The 18,870-nt window shown below is 41.0% G+C and carries 21 protein-coding genes and 2 pseudogenes; 6 read left to right on the top strand and 17 right to left on the bottom strand.

Going from position 1 to position 18,870, the window contains the following annotated elements; translation table 11 throughout:
• Nucleotides 1-51 precede the first annotated feature (51 nt).
• A complete protein-coding gene (locus tag EL076_RS08605) occupies nt 52-279 on the top strand; it encodes a hypothetical protein (protein ID WP_048787887.1) in 228 nt (75 codons plus the stop codon).
• A gap of 136 nt (nt 280-415) precedes the next feature.
• Here the strand turns inward: EL076_RS08605 and EL076_RS08610 are convergent, their stop codons facing one another.
• From EL076_RS08610 to EL076_RS08645, 8 genes and pseudogenes are all read right to left on the bottom strand, one after another.
• On the bottom strand, nt 416-1,069 hold the full coding sequence (locus EL076_RS08610) for a metal-dependent transcriptional regulator (protein ID WP_048787888.1): 654 nt from the start codon (nt 1,067-1,069) through the stop codon (nt 416-418).
• Nucleotides 1,070-1,618: 549 nt separating this feature from the next.
• Nucleotides 1,619-2,110 (bottom strand): annotated as a pseudogene (gene tpx / locus EL076_RS08615) (thiol peroxidase).
• Between the two features lie 87 nt (nt 2,111-2,197).
• Nucleotides 2,198-3,130: a metal ABC transporter substrate-binding protein gene (locus EL076_RS08620; protein WP_117646771.1), complete on the bottom strand. Its 933-nt coding sequence runs from the start codon at nt 3,128-3,130 to the stop codon at nt 2,198-2,200.
• Between the two features lie 20 nt (nt 3,131-3,150).
• Entirely contained in the window at nt 3,151-3,984 is an 834-nt protein-coding gene (locus EL076_RS08625; protein WP_003093234.1) for a metal ABC transporter permease, read from the bottom strand.
• Nucleotides 3,981-4,703, bottom strand: coding sequence for a metal ABC transporter ATP-binding protein (locus EL076_RS08630; RefSeq protein ID WP_117646772.1), 723 nt, complete (start codon nt 4,701-4,703; stop codon nt 3,981-3,983). The genes EL076_RS08625 and EL076_RS08630 overlap by 4 nt, the downstream gene beginning before the upstream one ends.
• 45 nt (nt 4,704-4,748) lie before the next feature.
• Nucleotides 4,749-4,985, bottom strand: a pseudogene (locus EL076_RS08635) (hypothetical protein); the annotation flags it as partial.
• Nucleotides 4,986-5,075: 90 nt separating this feature from the next.
• A complete protein-coding gene (locus EL076_RS08640) occupies nt 5,076-5,618 on the bottom strand; it encodes a CvpA family protein (RefSeq protein WP_048787893.1) in 543 nt (180 codons plus the stop codon).
• Complete coding sequence (locus EL076_RS08645; RefSeq protein WP_003096030.1) at nt 5,615-5,932, bottom strand: hypothetical protein; 318 nt, start codon at nt 5,930-5,932, stop codon at nt 5,615-5,617. The genes EL076_RS08640 and EL076_RS08645 overlap by 4 nt, the downstream gene beginning before the upstream one ends.
• A 311-nt stretch (nt 5,933-6,243) precedes the next feature.
• Between EL076_RS08645 and rnhC the strand changes: the two genes are divergently transcribed.
• Genes rnhC through recD2 form a run of 3 tightly spaced genes read left to right on the top strand, consistent with a single transcriptional unit; the run spans nt 6,244 to nt 10,359 of the window.
• Nucleotides 6,244-7,134, top strand: coding sequence for a ribonuclease HIII (rnhC, locus tag EL076_RS08650; RefSeq protein WP_117646773.1), 891 nt, complete (start codon nt 6,244-6,246; stop codon nt 7,132-7,134).
• Between the two features lie 18 nt (nt 7,135-7,152).
• A complete protein-coding gene (lepB, locus tag EL076_RS08655) occupies nt 7,153-7,794 on the top strand; it encodes a signal peptidase I (protein WP_003094735.1) in 642 nt (213 codons plus the stop codon).
• 60 nt (nt 7,795-7,854) lie between these two features.
• The gene (gene recD2, locus EL076_RS08660) at nt 7,855-10,359 is read left to right on the top strand and encodes an SF1B family DNA helicase RecD2 (protein WP_126430047.1); all 2,505 of its coding nucleotides are present in this window, start codon (nt 7,855-7,857) and stop codon (nt 10,357-10,359) included.
• A gap of 54 nt (nt 10,360-10,413) precedes the next feature.
• Here recD2 and EL076_RS08665 read toward each other — a convergent pair whose 3' ends face one another.
• Genes EL076_RS08665 through tsaB form a run of 5 tightly spaced genes read right to left on the bottom strand, consistent with a single transcriptional unit; the run spans nt 10,414 to nt 13,585 of the window.
• On the bottom strand, nt 10,414-10,740 hold the full coding sequence (locus tag EL076_RS08665; RefSeq protein WP_117646775.1) for an AzlD domain-containing protein: 327 nt from the start codon (nt 10,738-10,740) through the stop codon (nt 10,414-10,416).
• Nucleotides 10,727-11,419 (bottom strand): AzlC family ABC transporter permease, encoded by a 693-nt coding sequence (locus EL076_RS08670; protein ID WP_117646776.1) that lies wholly within the window; start codon nt 11,417-11,419, stop codon nt 10,727-10,729. The genes EL076_RS08665 and EL076_RS08670 overlap by 14 nt, the downstream gene beginning before the upstream one ends.
• 51 nt (nt 11,420-11,470) lie before the next feature.
• Nucleotides 11,471-12,484 carry a tRNA (adenosine(37)-N6)-threonylcarbamoyltransferase complex transferase subunit TsaD gene (gene tsaD / locus EL076_RS08675; RefSeq protein WP_117646777.1) on the bottom strand — a complete coding sequence of 338 codons (1,014 nt, stop codon included), beginning with the start codon at nt 12,482-12,484 and terminating at the stop codon, nt 11,471-11,473.
• The gene (gene rimI, locus EL076_RS08680; RefSeq protein WP_117646778.1) at nt 12,484-12,939 is read right to left on the bottom strand and encodes a ribosomal protein S18-alanine N-acetyltransferase; all 456 of its coding nucleotides are present in this window, start codon (nt 12,937-12,939) and stop codon (nt 12,484-12,486) included. Before rimI ends, tsaD begins: the two co-directional genes overlap by 1 nt.
• On the bottom strand, nt 12,899-13,585 hold the full coding sequence (tsaB, locus tag EL076_RS08685; RefSeq protein ID WP_003093512.1) for a tRNA (adenosine(37)-N6)-threonylcarbamoyltransferase complex dimerization subunit type 1 TsaB: 687 nt from the start codon (nt 13,583-13,585) through the stop codon (nt 12,899-12,901). The genes rimI and tsaB overlap by 41 nt, the downstream gene beginning before the upstream one ends.
• A 260-nt stretch (nt 13,586-13,845) precedes the next feature.
• Here tsaB and EL076_RS08690 point away from each other — a divergent pair, with 260 nt between their 5' ends.
• Nucleotides 13,846-14,076 (top strand): DNA-dependent RNA polymerase subunit epsilon, encoded by a 231-nt coding sequence (locus EL076_RS08690; protein WP_003093927.1) that lies wholly within the window; start codon nt 13,846-13,848, stop codon nt 14,074-14,076.
• A 4-nt stretch (nt 14,077-14,080) separates the two neighbouring features.
• Nucleotides 14,081-15,763: a ribonuclease J1 gene (gene rnjA / locus EL076_RS08695; RefSeq protein ID WP_003093738.1), complete on the top strand. Its 1,683-nt coding sequence runs from the start codon at nt 14,081-14,083 to the stop codon at nt 15,761-15,763.
• Between the two features lie 205 nt (nt 15,764-15,968).
• Here the strand turns inward: rnjA and EL076_RS10435 are convergent, their stop codons facing one another.
• The 4 genes from EL076_RS10435 to EL076_RS08715 all read right to left on the bottom strand — a co-directional run bounded on the left by EL076_RS10435 (nt 15,969) and on the right by EL076_RS08715 (nt 18,833).
• Nucleotides 15,969-16,097, bottom strand: a complete 129-nt coding sequence (locus EL076_RS10435) for a hypothetical protein (RefSeq protein WP_269148166.1) — start codon at nt 16,095-16,097, stop codon at nt 15,969-15,971.
• Nucleotides 16,098-16,389: 292 nt separating this feature from the next.
• Complete coding sequence (gene glnA / locus EL076_RS08705; RefSeq protein WP_003094158.1) at nt 16,390-17,733, bottom strand: type I glutamate--ammonia ligase; 1,344 nt, start codon at nt 17,731-17,733, stop codon at nt 16,390-16,392.
• 48 nt (nt 17,734-17,781) lie between these two features.
• Nucleotides 17,782-18,156, bottom strand: a complete 375-nt coding sequence (locus tag EL076_RS08710; protein ID WP_003094812.1) for a MerR family transcriptional regulator — start codon at nt 18,154-18,156, stop codon at nt 17,782-17,784.
• A gap of 173 nt (nt 18,157-18,329) precedes the next feature.
• Nucleotides 18,330-18,833 (bottom strand): FUSC family protein, encoded by a 504-nt coding sequence (locus EL076_RS08715; protein ID WP_003093868.1) that lies wholly within the window; start codon nt 18,831-18,833, stop codon nt 18,330-18,332.
• Nucleotides 18,834-18,870 lie beyond the last annotated feature (37 nt).

Below are 18,870 nucleotides of genomic sequence, written 5' to 3' on the forward strand. Positions count from 1 at the left end.
CTGAGACTATGTGTCCAGTCTTTTTTGCAAGACAACGGAAAAATAATAAAAATGGAAGTTGTTACAAAAATTACTACTGCCATGGGTGCATTGGTCTCTATTGGTGGCCTAGGATGGGCCTTTTTAGGTGCAATTGAGTTTTTCCAAGGAAAGAAAAACCAGAATGCACAACAAACCGACAACGGAATGGTAGGTATGATTTATGTTGGCGGACTAGCTTCTGTATCAGAAAGTATTGCAGCTACAATTGTTGTTGCAATCAACTCAATTCAATTTTAAAAGGTATTTAGACATGCCAAAGTAAGCCCACCCTTATCTTCCATTTTGCACTTTCCTTTTTCTCTGGTATAACGCAAGAAAAGTCCCCAGAAGTATAACTTCTGAGGACTTTGTCTTCAATCTGACATGCCCTTAATCAAAGGTCATGTTTTTCTATGTAAAGTTGTTGGGCGATTAGGTGATTGATTTGAACTTCTTGCCCCTTAATCTGGAGTTGAAAGAGACCAGTGTAATCATCGTACCCCTTTAGAAGTATATCATCCCCGATCTTCAGTTGGATTTGTTCTAAAAAATTGAGTAATTCAAAAGTATCCTGGACTCTCCGCAAACGATAGGTTCCTGGTTCGCTGACATCGCTCAAACGATCCTGGTAAGCCTCGATGAGAAGTTTTCCTTTCGGTGGAATGGTCCCTCCATGAGGACAGATCTTAGGAGTGTCTAACATCTGGTCTAATTTATCGATAAAGCGATCGGAGACAGTATGCTCGAGCACTTCAGCCTCTTCATGAACTTCTTCAGTAGTATAGTCCAGATTTTTTAGTAAAAACAATTCAATCAAGCGGTGCTTGCGAAAAAGATCGGAAACCGTTTGGAAGCCGAGCTCGGTGAGCAGATAGCCGTGGAGCTTATCCTTAATGAGGAGATTCTCCGAGATCATGCGCTTGACCATCTCAGTCACGGCTGGAGGTGAAACCTGCATCCGGGCCGCAATCTCTTTGTTACTAATTTTTTCATGTTGCGCACCGATTTCATAGATGCACTTGAGGTAATCTTCTTTATTTGGTGTCATAGGTTCCTCTTTTCTTCTCTCCTTCTAGTATATCAAAAAAAGAGCAAAATGGCTTGGCCAGTGGATAGGAATTGCCTGGGGGTAAAAGATTCTAATATAGAAAAAATGAGAACAAAATAAAAAGGAGGATGTAGATGCAGCGACAGGAATTAGAAATGCTGAGCTGTACGACCAGATGTCTCAGCCACTTAGAAAACTGATTGCAGTCTTGTACGTATGAAGCAATACGTCAAGCTTGCTACTGCTCTGTCTTAGTCTTTGCCATCCCTCTTTTCCAAGATATGTGTCAGAGAGAACTGCAAGGGTTGATGGGAGGCCGTTCCCAAGCTATCTTAGAAGGGGCCATACACCCCTGTCTTATACCACAGACTTTATTGGAGCCGAAAGGGAACCTTTGCACAAAGAGGTAGAATCTACAAGCAATAGGTAGCAAAGCGCATGCAAAGATTTCTACAACGCATCCCTCACTCTCGTTGACGAGGCCTTCTCCAAGATGGTCTCCATCGTATTCTATAGCGACGAAAAAGAGGTCTACAACCTCTTTTTTCTTTATCTAAGTGCTTTAATGGCTTCGATTGCAGCGTCGCAATTTGGTTCACTATTGATGTTGTCTAGGTACTCAACGTAAGAGGCCTTGTTATCCGCATCTAAAACCAAGACGGTACGTGCAAGTAAATGCTATTCATTTATTAAGAGTCCGTAGGCTTTTCCGAAGGAATGGTCAAAGTAGTCTGAGAGCATGATGGCATTTTCAATTCCTTCTGCAACACACTATTTGACTTAAGCTAAAGTAAAATTTACAGAAACTGTTAAGACCACAGCGCCCTCTATGTCAGAGAAAGCCTCTGGTTGAAGTGACGTGTTTGAGGGGAAAAGATACCTGTGTCAATGGATGGGATTACGATAAATATTTTTTTCTTGCCAGCAAAATCAGCCAAAGATTTTTTTCTCGAAGTTAAGGGTAGTCAGCGAAGAGTCGTAAGCAGTGTCTCTAACTTGAGGTCCGGTAAAGGTAACAGGATTTCCTAAAAATGTTGTCATAACAAAGACTCCTTTTTCCCCTTCAGTGTACATCAATGAAGGGGAAAGAGCTACTGATTTATTTGAGAAGCTAATGAGTTTGGAGCCTTATTGGTTCAGACCTTCTGCAATTTTCTCTAAATTCCATTTCATCATACTATAGTAGCTGTCACCTTCTTCCCCTTCTTTAGCAATCGAGTCAGTGAAGATCTTTGCAAAGATAGGAATATTGGTATCTTTAGCCACAGTTTTCATAGGGCGTTCATCGACACTGGATTCGACAAAGAGGGCCGGAACCTTGGTTTGACGCAATTTCTCTACCAGAGTTTTGATTTGTTCTGGTGTCCCTTCTTCTTCAGTATTGATTTCCCAGATATAGGCAGATGGGACTCCATAGGCTTTCGAGAAGTACTTGAAGCACCCTTCACTGGTAACGATCATCTTCTTCTCTTCTGGAATATTCTTGAATGCTTGCTTGGCTTCTTGGTCTAGCTTATTGAGCTTTTCAGTATAAGCTGCTAGATTTTTTTCGTAAAAGCCCTTGTTTTTTGGATCTTTAGCGATCAATTGTTTGGCAATGTTTTTAGCATAGATAATCCCGTTTTCGAGATTGAGCCAAGCATGAGGGTCTTCTTTTCCAGCTTGGTTTTGACCTTCTAGGTAGATGACGTCGACTCCATCGCTAACTGCGAAATAATCCTTGTTTTCTACTTTATTGGCATTTTTGACTAGTTTGGTAAACCAAGCATTGCCACCGGTTTCTAGGTTAATCCCGTTGTAGAAAATCAGGTCTGCTTGTGAAGTTTTTTTGACATCTTCTGGTAGCGGTTCGTACTCGTGGGGATCCTGACCGACAGGGACAATACTGTGTAGGTCGATCTTATCTCCAGCGATATTTTTGGTAATATCTGCAAGGATTGAGTTGGTGGTAACAACTTTCAAGTTATCAGATGAGGATTTGGAAAAAGAGCTCTTGTTACAAGCCATAAGACCAACTAAGAGCACCACAAAGAGGGTGAGGACAGAAGCGATTTTTTTCATGTGTTTCTCCTTTAATGAGGTTAGAGAGCAGTCTTGTTCTTTCTCTGCTTAGGAGCGATAAAGAAGCTGATGAGAAAGAAGACTGCAGAAGTGAGGACAATACAAGACCCGACGGCGATGTTGAAGCTATAGCCAATAAAGAGTCCTAGAATGGATGCAAGAGCACCTAATCCGGATGAAAGGAGCATCATGGACCAGAGGCTTTTGGTATAGAGATAGGCTGTCGCAGCAGGTGTGATGAGCATGGCGACAATGAGAATGGTCCCGACACTCTGCATGGCAGTGACAGAAACCAAGGTTAAGAGCACCATGAGGAGGTAGTGATAGACCTTGACCCGTACGCCCATAGATTGAGCGAGGACAGGATCAAAAGAAGTGAGCAGTAACGGACGAAAGAGCAGGCAAATCACCAGTAAAACAGCCACTCCAACACCGATGGTCATCCACATATCCTGGTCTTGCACAGCCAAGATATTCCCAAAGAGGATGTGGAAAAGGTCGGTGGAACTTTTAGCAATTCCAATCAGAATGACCCCTAAGGCGAGGAAAGAAGAAAAGGTAATCCCAATTGCAGTGTCGCTCTTGATAATGGAGTTGCTCTTGATATAGGTAATCAAGATGGAAGCTAAAAGCCCGAAGGCAATGGCACCAATAAAGAAATTGATTCCCAAGATAAAAGACATAGCTACCCCGGGAAGGACCGCGTGTGAAATGGCATCTCCCATAAGAGACATGCCTCGCAAAATGATGAAACATCCCACAACTCCAGCGACAATTCCTATAGCAATAGCTGTGATTAGGGCATTCTGTAAGAAGTGGAATTGCTGTAATCCATTGATAAATTCTGTAATCATCCGATTCCACCTCCTATAAAGAGTTCATGCCCGTAGGCTGCGTGAAGATTTTCTTTGGTAAATGTATCCTCTGTTTTCCCAAAAGCAATCAGCTTGCGATGGAGGAAGATGACCTGATCAAAATAAGCTGGAACCTTGCTGAGGTCGTGATGAACAATCAAGATGGTCTTGCCTTCCTTTTTCAAGGTGTGCAGTGTCTTCATGATGATGTCTTCGCTAACGGAGTCAATACCAGCGAAGGGCTCATCCAAAAAGATGACATCTGCTTCTTGGACCAAACAGCGGGCGATTAGGACACGTTGGAATTGCCCTCCCGAAAGCTGGCCAATCTGGCGATCCGCTAAATCAAGGAGATTGACAAGCTCTAAGGCATCTTCCACCTTTTGGAGGTTCTCTTTGCTTTTTTTCTTAAAGATAGAAAGATGGGGATAGAGTCCCAGTGAGACACACTCCCGTACCGTGATAGGGAAGTGAAAATCGATAGCTGTCTTTTGTTCGACATAGGCCACTCTTTGAAGAACTTGGCCGATATCTTTTTGATCGAGCTGGACCCTTCCCGAATGAGGCAAAAGTCCTAGCATGGCCTTGATCAGGGTTGATTTCCCTGCTCCGTTAGGTCCAAGAATTCCTAGAATGGTTGGACCCTGGATGGTGATGGAAAGGTCCTCTAAGGCCAGTGTTCTCTGGTAAGAAACACTTAGATGTTCAATTTGAATCATAATTTCACTCCTTTGGTATTAATATACATGAATAAAAAAATTAAGTCAAGTTAATTTTCGAAAGAGAACTCGATAGAGTTTCCCTTCAGAATGAAGACAAACATCAAAAACGATGTTTGCCTTTTTTATATTCACACTTAATTCTCGCACAATCCAATAATATTGAGGTATTTGGATTAAATAATAGGTCTTCCCTACCATCATTTTTACTAATTTTTTGATATTTAGATATGCCAAAGTAAGCCCAACCATATCTTCCATCTTGGACTTTCCTTTTTCTCTGTATAACACAAGAAAAATCCCCAGAAGATAACTTCTGAGGACTTTGTCTTCAATCAAAACACTCCCTTAATCAAGGAAGACGTCTATTTTCTATATCACACTTGTCCACAAGTGTTGGATAATCTGGCTAACTGGAAAATTCCAATTAATCAAAAAACGCAAAAACCAGCTAGATGACAAGACCGTTTGAATATTGTTTATGGGAACGGTCGCAAGTATATTCCCCAACATAGTCAAAGGTACTAAACTTACCAAGGAAGCCAAAACACCACTTGCCACTTGGAACCGTGTCTGGTCAAGACGCTCAATTCTCACAAAATGGAAGAAAATCCCAAGAAAGCGCAAACCATAATAGGTCACACAATAGATGGCGAAGTAGCTAACGCCCGCATAATAGACACGGTCAAGTGAGAAAACATTCTGGTCTGTAAAAAAAGCTACACTGGCATCTTTGGTTGGATTAGCATAAGGTACCCAAAGATTAATAGCCTCACCTAGTGACTTGTAAAAATAGGCCGCGACGCACATGGCAATAATGACTGAAACCACGTAATAGGCTTGCATAAAGAGACCTCTTCGGTAGCCAATATAGAAATTCCAAGCCATGATGGCTAAGACAAGGAGTCCAATCATGCGTCATCCTCATCGTCATCACTTTGAGCTGTCGCCTTGACCTTAAGTTGTTCGAGTTGCTTAGCTCTCAAAATTTCCAACTCTTTTTCCATATCTTCAACTTGGATTTCACGTTCCAACTGAGTTGATAGAGAGTTGATGGCCATTAGAATAGCAATCGTTTCATTATCAGCATTTTTCATCTGCTTTTTGATAATCTTATATTTCTCATAAGCAACACGTTCCACCTCTTCCATGAATAAGTTATCCTTATCAGTTGTTAGCGTGAGATTCTTTTCTCCAAAATGAAATTTGTAACGGTTTTTATTTGCCATTTGCTTATTAACTGCCTAATCAATGGTGGGCAGGGAGTCTCCACCGCAGCTTCTCCTTATTTTTGTTTTTAGCACCCTTATTAGTCAGATTTTAACACCTTCTCCAGGGTGTGTTCGACATATAAATACCAACTGGCTCCTCCAATCATAAAAAAAGAGCAGAATTTGGCATTCTTTTTTCTAATCATTATATCCTAAATTTTAAATTTCGTAAATTTTATACTTTGCCCTTCTCCAGAAAAATAATTTTCAAGGATTCCTAACCTGTAAAATATCTACCAATTCTCCTTTTTTGTGCTAAAATAGATTCCATGGGCACAATCGTATTAAAAATGACAGCAGAGCAGATTTCAGTACTCCAAAAAGATCTAGCAAACTACGCAACTGCGACTAAAAATCCATACGCTAGTTTTTCAGCCAAGGTCGATGGAACAAGCGTCATAGCCTACACTTCAGGTAAGGTGACCTTCCAGGGTGCTAAACCAGAAATCCTAGCTAGCCGTTTTGGTTACCAAGCCACGCCTAAGCAGTCAACTGATGGGCAAAATCTGGCCCTAATTGGATCAGACGAAGTCGGAAACGGCTCCTATTTTGGTGGTTTAGCTGTTGTAGCTAGCCTAGTTACTCCCGCTGACCATGCTTTTTTGAAAGCTCTAGGAGTCGATGATTCTAAAAATCTAAACGATACTAAGATTCGTCAGATTGCACCTCTCTTGGAGGAGAAAATTCCCCACAAAGCACTCCTGCTTTCTCCTAGAAAGTACAATGAGGTAGTTGGAGATGGTAAAGCACATAATGCTGTATCCGTCAAAGTAGCCCTCCATAATCAGGCTATCTTCCTACTATTACAATCAGGTGCTAAACCAGATAAGATTGTCATCGATGCCTTCACCAGTGAGAAAAATTATCAAAAATATCTCAAGAACGAACGTAATCGCTTTGACTTTCCTATTACTTTAGAAGAAAAAGCTGAAGGTAAATACCTAGCTGTCGCGGTGAGCTCTATCATCGCCCGCAATCTCTTCCTGGAAAATCTAGATAAACTCAGCCAAGAAGTAGGTTATACTCTTCCTTCAGGTGCTGGTGCTAAGTCTGACCAGGTCGCAACCAAGCTTCTTCAAGCCTACGGAGATCAGGCTCTCCAAGCTACTGCTAAATATCATTTCGCCAATACTAAAAAAGCCTACCAACGCTTACAATAACCCTGAAAGGCCTTAACTATGAAAAACAAATGGACCCAATACTTCCTCATTTTACTCCGTGAATGGGGACTCTTTATCCTCTTTATCACATTCTTCCTCTTGACTCGCCTCTTCCTTTGGCTCCCTGTCCAAGTTGATGGTCACTCAATGGATCCCACTCTAGCCAATAATCAACGTGTTATTGTTTTGAAACATACATCCATTGAACGCTTCGATATTGTCGTTGCCAAGGAAGTCGAAGATGGTAAGACGAAACAAATCGTCAAACGTGTCATCGGGATGCCGGGTGATACCATTACCTATCAAAACGATAAACTTACTGTCAACGGTAAAGAAGTTAAGGAAGAATACCTCAAAGAATTCCAAGCTGCCTTTGCCAAGGATAAGCTACAAAAAGAATATGCTTACAACGATGATAAGAGCAAGAGTAGCTACTTCCAACAACTAGCTAAGGATGCCAAGGCCTTTACAACCAATGCTGACGGCAACACGACCTTCTCTGTCACTGTTCCTGAAGGCAAATATTTCCTACTTGGAGACAATCGTATTGTTTCCAAAGATAGTCGAGCAGTTGGTTACTTTGACAAGAGTGCTCTTGTAGGAGAAGTCAAATTCCGCTTCTGGCCAATTAATAAAATTGGTACCGTTGAGGACAACTAAAAACACTAAATAATATAAGGTTGGGGAAACCCAGCCTTATTATGTATCTAGGAAAAACACATGCAAGAATTTTATTTTTCAGGAACTATCGAACGCGTCATTTTTGAAAACGCTAGTAATTTTTTTCGTATCCTACTCTTAGAAATTGACGAAACAGACAGTGATTTTGAAGACTATGAAATCATTGTTACTGGAACTATGGGGGATGTCATGGAGGGTGAAGACTATACCTTTTGGGGTCAGCTAACCAATCATCCCAAGTATGGCGAACAACTCCAAATGACACGCTACGAACGGTCAAAACCTTCTGCCAGCGGTCTTATCAAATATTTTGCCAGCGACAATTTTAAGGGGATTGGTAAGAAAACAGCTGAGCGTATTGTCGAGATTTATGGCGAAGATCCTATTGACAAGATTCTCGAGGATCCTAGCAAGTTAGAGCAGATTTCTAACCTTTCAAAGGTCAATCGAGAAGCCTTCGTTGCAAAGTTAAAAATCAACTATGGAACCGAACAAATCTTGTCCAAACTTTCTAGCTATGGACTCACACCAAAGGCTGCCTCACAAATTTTCAACCAATATAAGGAAGAGTCGCTTAATCTTATTGAGGAACACCCTTATCTCTTGGTAGAGGAAGTTCAAGGAATCGGATTTAAAATGGCGGATCAACTGGCTGAACGTCTCGGCATTGCTAGTGATGCTCCTGAGCGTTTACGAGCCGCCCTGATTCATTGTCTACTAGAAGCTAGTATGGAAGAGGGCGACACCTACATCGAAGCCAAAGCCTTGCTTGAACGAACTATCATCCTTTTGGAAAGTGCTCGCCAAATTGAACTTGACCCCTCCTTGGTCGCTAACCAATTAACCAACCTCATCCAAGAGGATAAAGTGCAAAATATAGAGACTAAAATCTTTGATAATACCCTATATTTTGCGGAACAGGGCATCTATACCCACCTAACTCGTATCATGAAAGACCAACCTTACATTAGTGCAGAGGACAAAATCCAATCAAGTCTTGAAGAGGTGGAAGAGGAGCTTGGTATTACTTATGACAAGGTTCAAAAAGATGCCATTATCAAAGCCCTACAAAGTAAGGTCTTCATCCTGACAGGTGGTCCCGGAACAGGGAAAACCACTGTTATTAACGGCATTATTAAAACCTATGCCGACCTTCATGGTCTAGATCTTAAAAAGTCTGATTTGCCTATTATTTTAGCAGCACCAACAGGACGGGCTGCTCGTCGGATGAACGAACTCACCAAACTTCCTAGTGCCACTATTCATAGGCATTTGGGCCTCAATAGCGAGGACGATTTCAAGACCTTAGATGACTATCTCGATTGCGATTTGATTATCATCGATGAGTTCTCTATGGTTGATACTTGGTTGGCCAATCAACTCTTCGAAAGCATTTCTGATACTACTCAATTAATCATTGTAGGTGACCAAGATCAGCTGCCTTCCGTAGGTCCTGGCCAAGTCTTGGCTGACCTTTTGCAGATTGATGACTTGCCTAAGGTTTCTCTAACCAAAATTTTCAGACAATCTGAGGATTCCACTATTGTTACCTTAGCTAGCCAGATGCGCAAAGGCCAACTACCCGCTGATTTCACAGAGAAAAAGGCTGACCGATCATACTTTGAGGCTAATGCTAGCCATATTCCACAGATGGTCCCTAAAATTGTCTCTGCGGCTATTAAAAGTGGGATTGCTGCTCAGGATGTACAGATTCTGGCCCCCATGTACCGAGGACAGGCTGGTATCAACAATCTCAATACCATTATGCAGGATCTACTCAATCCCAAAGAAAAGGCCAATCAATTTGCCTTTAATGATATTTTCTTCCGTAAGAATGACAAGATTCTCCATCTGGTCAACGATACAGAACTCAATGTCTTCAATGGCGATATCGGAATCATCACTGACCTCATACCTGGTAAATATACTGAAAGTAAGCAGGACGAAATTTACATGTCCTTCGATGGCAATGAGGTTATCTATCCTCGTAACGAATGGAATAAGATTACTCTGGCCTATGCCATGTCAATCCACAAATCCCAAGGGAGTGAGTTCCCAGTCGTTATCCTTCCTATCACACGCCAAAGTGGACGTATGCTTCAACGTAACCTCATCTACACCGCTATCACTCGCGCCAAGAGTAAGCTAGTCATGTTAGGGGAAATTGCAGCTTTCGATTTTGCCGTTCACAACGAGGGTGCTAGACGTAATACCTACCTCATACAACGATTTGAACAAACTTATACACAAGTTGTTGATAAGTCTGTCGAAAAGATTGTTAAAAACGAGGTAACAGATGCCTCTAATCAAACAATAACAGAAAACGATATACCCTCAGAAACCCTTAAAAACAAAGACTTCTTGGAAAATATCAAACAATCTCAAACTCTTATTAACACTTATTCACACCCTGTGGATAAGTCTGTTAACAAAGCTGTGCAAACAGAAGAAAACAGTCGTTTAACTGAGGAAAATTGGGCAACTATCGACCCAATGATAGGTCTCAGCGAAGATGATATTGCAGCCTTTTTTAACAACAACTAAGAAAAAAGACTTGGACAGTGGCTCATTCAGAGCAACTCCAAGTCTTTTCATTTGCTAAAATACTAAACGAATCAGGGCCATGGACACAATACCAACGATCACAGCATAGAGGAGATTCTTACTCTTAAATGCTACAATTACCGTTGGCACCATGGCCAGTATTTCCATCCACTTAAACTGTGGCAAATGACCGATTTTCTCAGTCGTGAGACTAGAGAGAATCAGGGCAAAGAGAATAGAAACTGGTAGATAGTGCAAGAATCGAACAACTATATCTGGTAGACCCTTGTATTTAACCAATACAAAGGGGAGAATACGAGGAACCCAACTGACTATAAATCCAAGTAAGATAGCTGTGAGAATAAACTTATTGACGGCCATCACACATTACCCCCACACTACATCCAATCAAAGTAGACACTAGAACGACCAAAGACTCTGACAAGATGATACTAATGCTCAGATAAGCCACCGCAATAGATAGTAGAATCAAGAGTAGCTTACGCACGCCTTCCCCTAGCAAGGCATCAATCTGGCTACTTAATAAGCCGATAAACATAGCAATTAAGGCAAAATCCAAACCAAAAAGCTCAGGATTAGGAATCATTGAACCAATCAAGCAACCAATTACTGATGATACAATCCAAACCAGATAACTGAAAATATTATTACCATGCATCCAGTTAGCGGGAATATCTTTATGATGTACATGTTCTCCTAATAAGACACCATAACTTTCATCCGTAATCAGACTACCAATTCCCAGCTGATTCCAGAGACTTGTTTTTGTAAAAATCGTCGTTGCATGTAAACTCATCAACATGTTACGCAAATTAACCAAGAAAACAGTCAAGGTTAACTCACCTAGGCCAGCTCCCGCAACTACTAAAGCACACATGGCAAACTGGGCCGAGCCACCATAGACCAAGGCACACATGAGGGCAACCTCAAGGGCTGATAAACCCGAAGCGGCCGCTACAACACCGAAGGATAGGCCAATAGCTACATAGCCTAAAGCTGTCGGTACCGCGGCTTTTACACCTAAGCGAAAGTCAGACACTCTCGATTCCTTTCTAAAGGAACCTCTTACCAGACGAGTAAGAGGTTCTTCTTATTCTTCAAATCCTGCAAAGGCTAGACTTGGTTTAGCATTTAAATCTAACTCAGCAAAATGGTTTTTATCATATTCAATAGCTGCTGCTAAAGCAATCATACCAGCATTGTCACCACAAAGACGCAAAGGAGGAATAATCACATCTACATCTGTGATTTCCTCAGCCAAGCGTTCACGTAAGCCCTGATTAGCTGCCACGCCCCCAGCAACAACAAGTGTCTTGACAGGGTAACGCTCTAAAGCTTTCTTCGTCTTAGCTAGGAGAATATCCAACACAGCAGCTTGGAAGGAAGCACAAAGATCTTCTGTTACTAAAACTTCCCCTTTCTGCTCAGCATTATGGTGCAAATTAATGAAGGCTGACTTCAAGCCTGAAAATGAAAACTCCAAGTGGTCTTCCTTTATCATAGCGCGTGGAAAATCATAAACATCTTTCCCTTTATGAGCCAATTCATCAATTTCACGCCCAGCTGGGTAGGTCAATCCCATCACACGACCGACCTTGTCATAGGCCTCACCAACTGCATCATCACGTGTCTCACCAACAATCTTGTAATTTCCCGGTTCTGACACATAAACCAACTCTGTGTGTCCCCCAGACACCAAAAGTGCTAGGAGGGGATACTCTAATTCTTGAACCTCACGCGCCGCCATCAGATGCCCTGCCATATGATTGACCGGAATCAAAGGCAAACCGTGCGCCCAGGCAAAGGCCTTAGCTGCTGCCATCCCAACCAAGAGGGCTCCAACCAAGCCTGGGCCATAGGTTACAGCTACAGCATCCAATTGTTCAGCAGCAATTCCCGCCTCAGATAAAGCATCCTTAATACAAAGAGTCACTACTTCCACATGGTGACGGCTAGCCACCTCAGGAACAACACCACCAAATCGTTTATGACTTTCTACCTGACTGGCAATAATATTACTTAAAAGTTCTTTCTCATTTTTTAAAACGGCAACTGAAGTCTCGTCACACGAGCTCTCCACTGCCAAAATATATCTATCTGCCATTAGACTTCCTTTCGCCTCATGATAACCGCATCCTCTTGAGGCTCATGATAATAATTTTTTCGAATTCCTAGACTTTCAAAACCAAATTTTCTATAAAGCGCCTGAGCGACTTGATTTGAAGTCCTCACTTCTAGAAAGATTGGCTCACTACGCTCTTCTAAATACTTCATCAGCTGACTGGCATAACCACGTCCCTGATAAGCTTTTAGAACCGCAACATTGGTAACCTCAAGCTCTCCAACTAAATTTTGAAGGGCTAAAAAACCAACGACTTCTTCCTGATCATAAACATAGAAATACTCCGTAGTATCCAAAGCCAAGTCTGCTACCACTTGTTCTATCGTCCACGGAGACTTGTCATAAACATCCGACAAAATCTGGTAAATGATCTGAGCCTGTTCCTGGCAACTCAATCTAGACGCGCTTGATGTAGTTGTCACGGTTAGTCTCCTCATGTGTCTTAAGCCAGTTTTCCTCTGCCTCAACTCGCTTCAAGTAATGTGGGACAAAGGCATCCACATTAACAGGAGGCAATGATAAACCTAAACGACCAATTAACAGGGCTGACGGAAGACTTGACAAGATAGTTGCCTCTGGAAGGCTTTCCTTAATCTGATCCACAAAATTAACTACTTCACCTACAAAAGTTACCTTTTCAAACGTTTTAGCTTGCTCAAGAACATCTGTAAAAGCAGCATGACAATCAGGGACGATAGCTTGGCCGTTTTCATAAAATCCGACGTAAACATTATTACGACGGGCATCCATGATAGGAATCACAACACCGTCAACCGAAAGGTTTGTCAGCGCCTGTAGACTTGAAACTCCCACTAAATCAATGTCAAGCGCATAGGCTAATGTCTTAGCTGTTGCAACAGCCACACGAAGCCCTGTGTAGGATCCAGGTCCTTGAGCAACAACGATACGGTCTAAATCAGCTGGTTGCCAGCTCGCCTGAGCGACCAAAAAATCAATGGTGGGCATCAAACTAATACTGTGATTCTTTTTCACTGTCACGGTTGCCTCTGCCACTAAGTTCTCATCTTCCAACAAGGCTACTGATAAAGCCGTGCTAGAAGTATCAAATGCTAATATTTTCATCTTTTTTCCTTGTTTCCTTTTATGCTTTTCTATTATAACACAAGTAGTTATTTTCCAAAAACGAACATTCCCCAACTTTTTCCGCCATTTTCTTTATCTAGCCCTTATCTTATGGTACAATAATAGTAATTGTTAAACGAATCAAGGCTACTAGCTATTACTCATAAAGTGAATATCATAACGTCAAGTAAATCATAGAAAGATTAACTTGACCGGTTTTTTTATAGAATGGCAGAGCCTTTTGGAAAGAAAGGAAAACCATGATTTATAAAGTCTTTTACCAAGAAACTAAAGAGCGTAATCCACGCCGTGAACAGACAAAATCACTCTACCTAGATATCGATGCAGAAACTGAACTTGAGGGACGTATCCAAGCTCGTCAAATCATCGAAAAAAGCACTGCCTATAACATCGAATTCATCGAGCTCCTCTCAGAAAAAGCCCTTGAATACGAAAAAGAAACAGGCGTTTTTGAAGTAACGGAGTTCTAAGACTATGGCATCAAAAATCAATCTAAAACCTGAAGAAGTTGGGGTTTATGCGATTGGTGGTTTGGGGGAAATCGGTAAAAACACCTATGGTATTGAATACCAAGATGAGATTATCATCGTCGATGCAGGTATTAAATTCCCTGAGGATGATCTTCTCGGTATCGATTATGTCATTCCGGACTATTCTTACATCGTTGAAAACGTTGACCGTGTTAAAGCTCTTGTCATTACTCACGGTCACGAAGACCATATTGGTGGTATTCCCTTCCTTCTTAAGCAGGCAAACATCCCAATCTACGCAGGACCGCTTGCCCTTGCTCTCATCAAAGGAAAATTGGAAGAACACGGGCTACTTCGTGACGCACAACTCTATGAAATTAATGCTAATACAGAGCTTACTTTCAAAAATATGAGCGTGACCTTCTTCCGCACAACTCACTCAATTCCAGAACCTCTCGGAATTGTCATCCATACACCACAAGGTAAAATTGTTTGTACCGGTGACTTTAAGTTTGACTTCACTCCAGTAGGTGAGCCAGCAGACCTTCATCGTATGGCTGCACTCGGTGAAGAAGGGGTTCTTTGCCTCCTCTCAGACTCAACCAATGCTGAAGTCCCAACTTTCACTAATTCCGAGAAGGTCGTTGGACAATCCATCATGAAAATTATTGAAGGCATTCACGGACGTATTATCTTCGCCTCATTTGCCTCAAATATTTTCCGTCTGCAACAAGCTGCCGAAGCTGCTGTAAAAACCGGTCGTAAGATTGTTGTCTTTGGACGTTCTATGGAAAAAGCCATTGTTAATGGGGTTGAACTAGGCTACATCAAGGTTCCAAAAGGAACTATTATTGACCCTAGTGAGATGAAAAACTACCATTCCAGTGAGATTCTTATCATGTGTACTGGTTCTCAAGGAGAGCCTATGGCAGCCCTTGCACGTATCGCTAACGGGATGCACCGCCAAGTGACACTGCAACCTGGTGACACTGTTATTTTCTCATCTAGCCCTATCCCAGGAAATACAACCAGCGTTAACCGCTTGATTAATACTATTCAAGAAGCTGGCGTCGATGTTATCCACGGTAAAATCAACAATATTCATACCTCTGGACACGGTGGTCAACAAGAGCAAAAACTCATGCTTCGTTTGATCAAACCAAAATTCTTCATGCCTGTTCACGGTGAATACCGCATGCAGAAAGTCCACGCAGGTCTCGCTGTTGATTGTGGTGTTCCAAAAGATAATATCTTTATCATGGAAAATGGTGATGTCCTAGCCCTAACAAAAGATTCTGCTCGTCGTGCAGGTCATTTCAATGCTCAAGACATCTATGTCGATGGTAATGGTATCGGTGATATCGGGGCGGCCGTTCTTCGTGACCGTCGTGATCTTTCTGAAGACGGTGTCGTCCTTGCTGTCGCAACTGTTGATTTCAAGTCTAAGATGATTCTAGCTGGTCCAGATATTCTCAGTCGTGGCTTTATCTATATGCGTGAATCTGGTGATCTTATTCGTGATAGCCAACGCATTCTGTTCAACGCTATTCGTATTGCTCTTAAAAATAAAGACGCCAGCATTCAATCCGTTAACGGAGCTATCGTCAATGCATTACGACCATTCCTATATGAAAAAACAGAACGTGAGCCAATCATCATTCCAATGATTCTCACACCTGATAACTAAAAAATGGTAGCCTAACAGCTACCATTTTTTAGTCCGATACAAATCTTCAGTAAATAATAAAGTTCCATAAACGCTGCTTCTCCTTTTATGCACCTGGATAAATGTAAGATACCGCCCCTGGTGTTGTTGAATTTTATAAATTAAACCAAGCATGATAGTTATCAATGTGTTGCTAATTGTTATAGTTCGACTCCAAGATTTGAATCTAACCAACTTGTTTAACATAACCAACGTATCCATATCCACCATCAGTCCAACGTACAATCGAACGAGCAGCAGATATCGAACCAACAGCATAAGCCTTGGCTAGCAATTGAGAAGAACAAGTCTCCATTTTGAACAGTATAAGAATCAGCATCAGTTGTTTGAGCGACTGTAAGACCCGAGCAATAATGTACTTGGGACTATTGCTAAGGCAGCTGTTTTGTTGTTTTTATATTCCCCCCTGAATAAGATTGATATAAAATTAGTTTAACATCTTGATATTTTTATGTAATTAAGAGAGAAAAAAGAAATATGACAAAAGCAAACAAATCTGTTAAAGGTACATAATCTATCCAAGAACTTAATAAACTCCTTTTTAAACAAAAAGAAAACCAGGTAACCCTGATCTTCAAATTATTTTATTAATACAGATCTAAGTAGTTATCAATTTCCCATTGTGAAACGAAAGTAGCATAGCTTGCCCATTCCATACGTTTCGCATCAAGGAAGTTTGTATAGATATGATTACCCAATGCTTGACGAACCACTTCATCCGTTTCCAATGCTTTAAGAGCATTACGTAGTGTTGATGGCAAATCAATGATACCAGCCTCTTTACGTTCTTCTGGAGACATTGAATAGATGTTTGTTTCAACTGGATCTGGTGCTTCAATCTTGTTAAGAATACCATCAAGACCTGCTTCCAAAAGAACAGCAAGTGCCAAGTATGGGTTTGCCATTGGGTCTACTGAACGCAATTCCAAACGTGTACCCATACCACGAGAAGCAGGGACGCGAATCAATGGTGAACGGTTGCTACCTGCCCATGCAATATATACAGGTGCTTCGTAACCTGGTACCAAACGTTTATAAGAGTTAACCGTTGGATTAATAATTGCAGTATAGTTATAGGCATGTTTCATCAATCCACCAAGGAAGTAATAGGCATCTTGAGATAATTGCATACCACGTGGATCTTCTGGATCGAAGAAAGCATTTCCTTCATCAGTGAAGAGAGACATGTTACAGTGCATACCACTACCAGCAATACCGTATTTAGGTTTCGCCATAAATGTAGCATAGAGACCATGTTTACGAGCAATTGTCTTAACAACTAGCTTAAACATTTGAATATTATCACATGCTTTCAAAACATCAGCATATTTAAAATCGATTTCGTGTTGTCCAACCGCAACCTCATGGTGAGATGCTTCAACTTCAAATCCCATTTCTGTCAACACATTAACAATTTCACGACGTGTGTTGTCGGCAAGGTCAGTTGGTGCAAGGTCAAAATAACCACCTTTATCGTTAACTTCAAGCGTAGGATTACCTTGTTCATCTAATTTGAAAAGGAAAAATTCTGGCTCTGGTCCAAGATTAAATGATTTATAACCAACTTCTTCCATATGACGCAAAGCTTTTTTCAAGTTACCACGTGGGTCTCCTGCAAATGGTTCACCTGCCGAAGTATAGATATCACAAATAAGACCAGCGACTGCCCCATTTTCATCACCCCAAGGGAAGACTGTCCAAGTATCAAGGTCTGGGTAAAGATACATATCAGATTCATTGATACGAACAAAACCTTCGATTGATGAACCATCAAACATAGCTTTATTTGAAAGTACCTTATCCAACTGTTCATCTGTCGCAGGAATTTCAACATTCTTCATAACACCAAGGATGTCAGAGAACATTAAACGCAAAAAAGTAACATTCTTCTCTTTGACTTCGCGACGAATATCAGCTGCTGTGATTGCCATAATAGGGGTCTCCTTTATAAAAACCAAAAATAAAAGTTCAAAGCGTAATTAAATACGCAAGTTACCAAATCGTTGTGATGGGGTCGTAAAACGGCCTTGCTGAAGGAGTTCATCATGCAAGATACGTCGAACGTCCGCATCAGTTAAAGCTACTTGTTTTTGTTGCGCACGAACTTTACGTTCCTCATACTCATGCTTAATTGCTGCAATATTGTAACCGTCATTCAAAAAATCTTTGATTTCCAATAAACTATCCATATCATTTAATGAGTACATACGACGATTTCCAGCTGTACGTTCAGGTTGAATCAACCCCTGATCTTCATAGTAACGAATTTGACGAGCAGTTAAATCCGTTAACTTCATAACTGTGCCAATCGGAAAAACAGCCAAAGAACGTCTTAGTTCTTTTTCTCTTGCCATGATCATCCTCCTTTCCTAACAATTATATTCTGAATGTTACTACATGTCAACAGATAATGTTACTTTTTCTTACACAATAAGAAAATCCCGAACATTGTATTGATTATTACCTTATATTCAAGGATTTTATTTTAAAAACCATAAAAAAAGAGCTCAAAAGAACTCTATTATTCTTATTTTAAATGTTTAAGTAACCAGTCATAATCATAATTAACAAGGATTGCAATAAAGACTCCGCAAAACGTTTCAAATACTCTGGCTATCACATAGGTGAAGGTATTATCAGGTGGAATAGACAAAGTAATAATGAGAAGCGCAGCCACTCCTCCAATAACTCCAGAAGCATTATTAAAGGACACATTAATGACAATAGTCAACATTGTTAAAATAGGGACCAATAGCAAAGTCACCCAAACTGAATTGTCAAACCACATATTCACAAAATAGAATAAAAGCGATAAAAGACCCCCAACTGTATTCGCAAAAATACGTGACTTTCCAAATTGAACACTACGGTCAAAATTCTCACGCAAACTAAAAACAGCAGTTAAACAACCAATCTGAAGCCCTTCCCAGCCTAAAGCAGAGAACAAGCCTAAAACAAGAAAAACGGCTATCCCGGTCTTTAGTGTACGCATACCAAACTTAAATTTTTTTGATTCAAATTTCAATCCCATTCTACTATTTTACCATGATTGACTGGCTTTTGGGATA

Origin of the sequence: Streptococcus vestibularis (genome assembly GCF_900636445.1) — a bacterium.
In the GTDB taxonomy this organism is placed as follows: Bacteria; Bacillota; Bacilli; order Lactobacillales; family Streptococcaceae; genus Streptococcus; species Streptococcus vestibularis.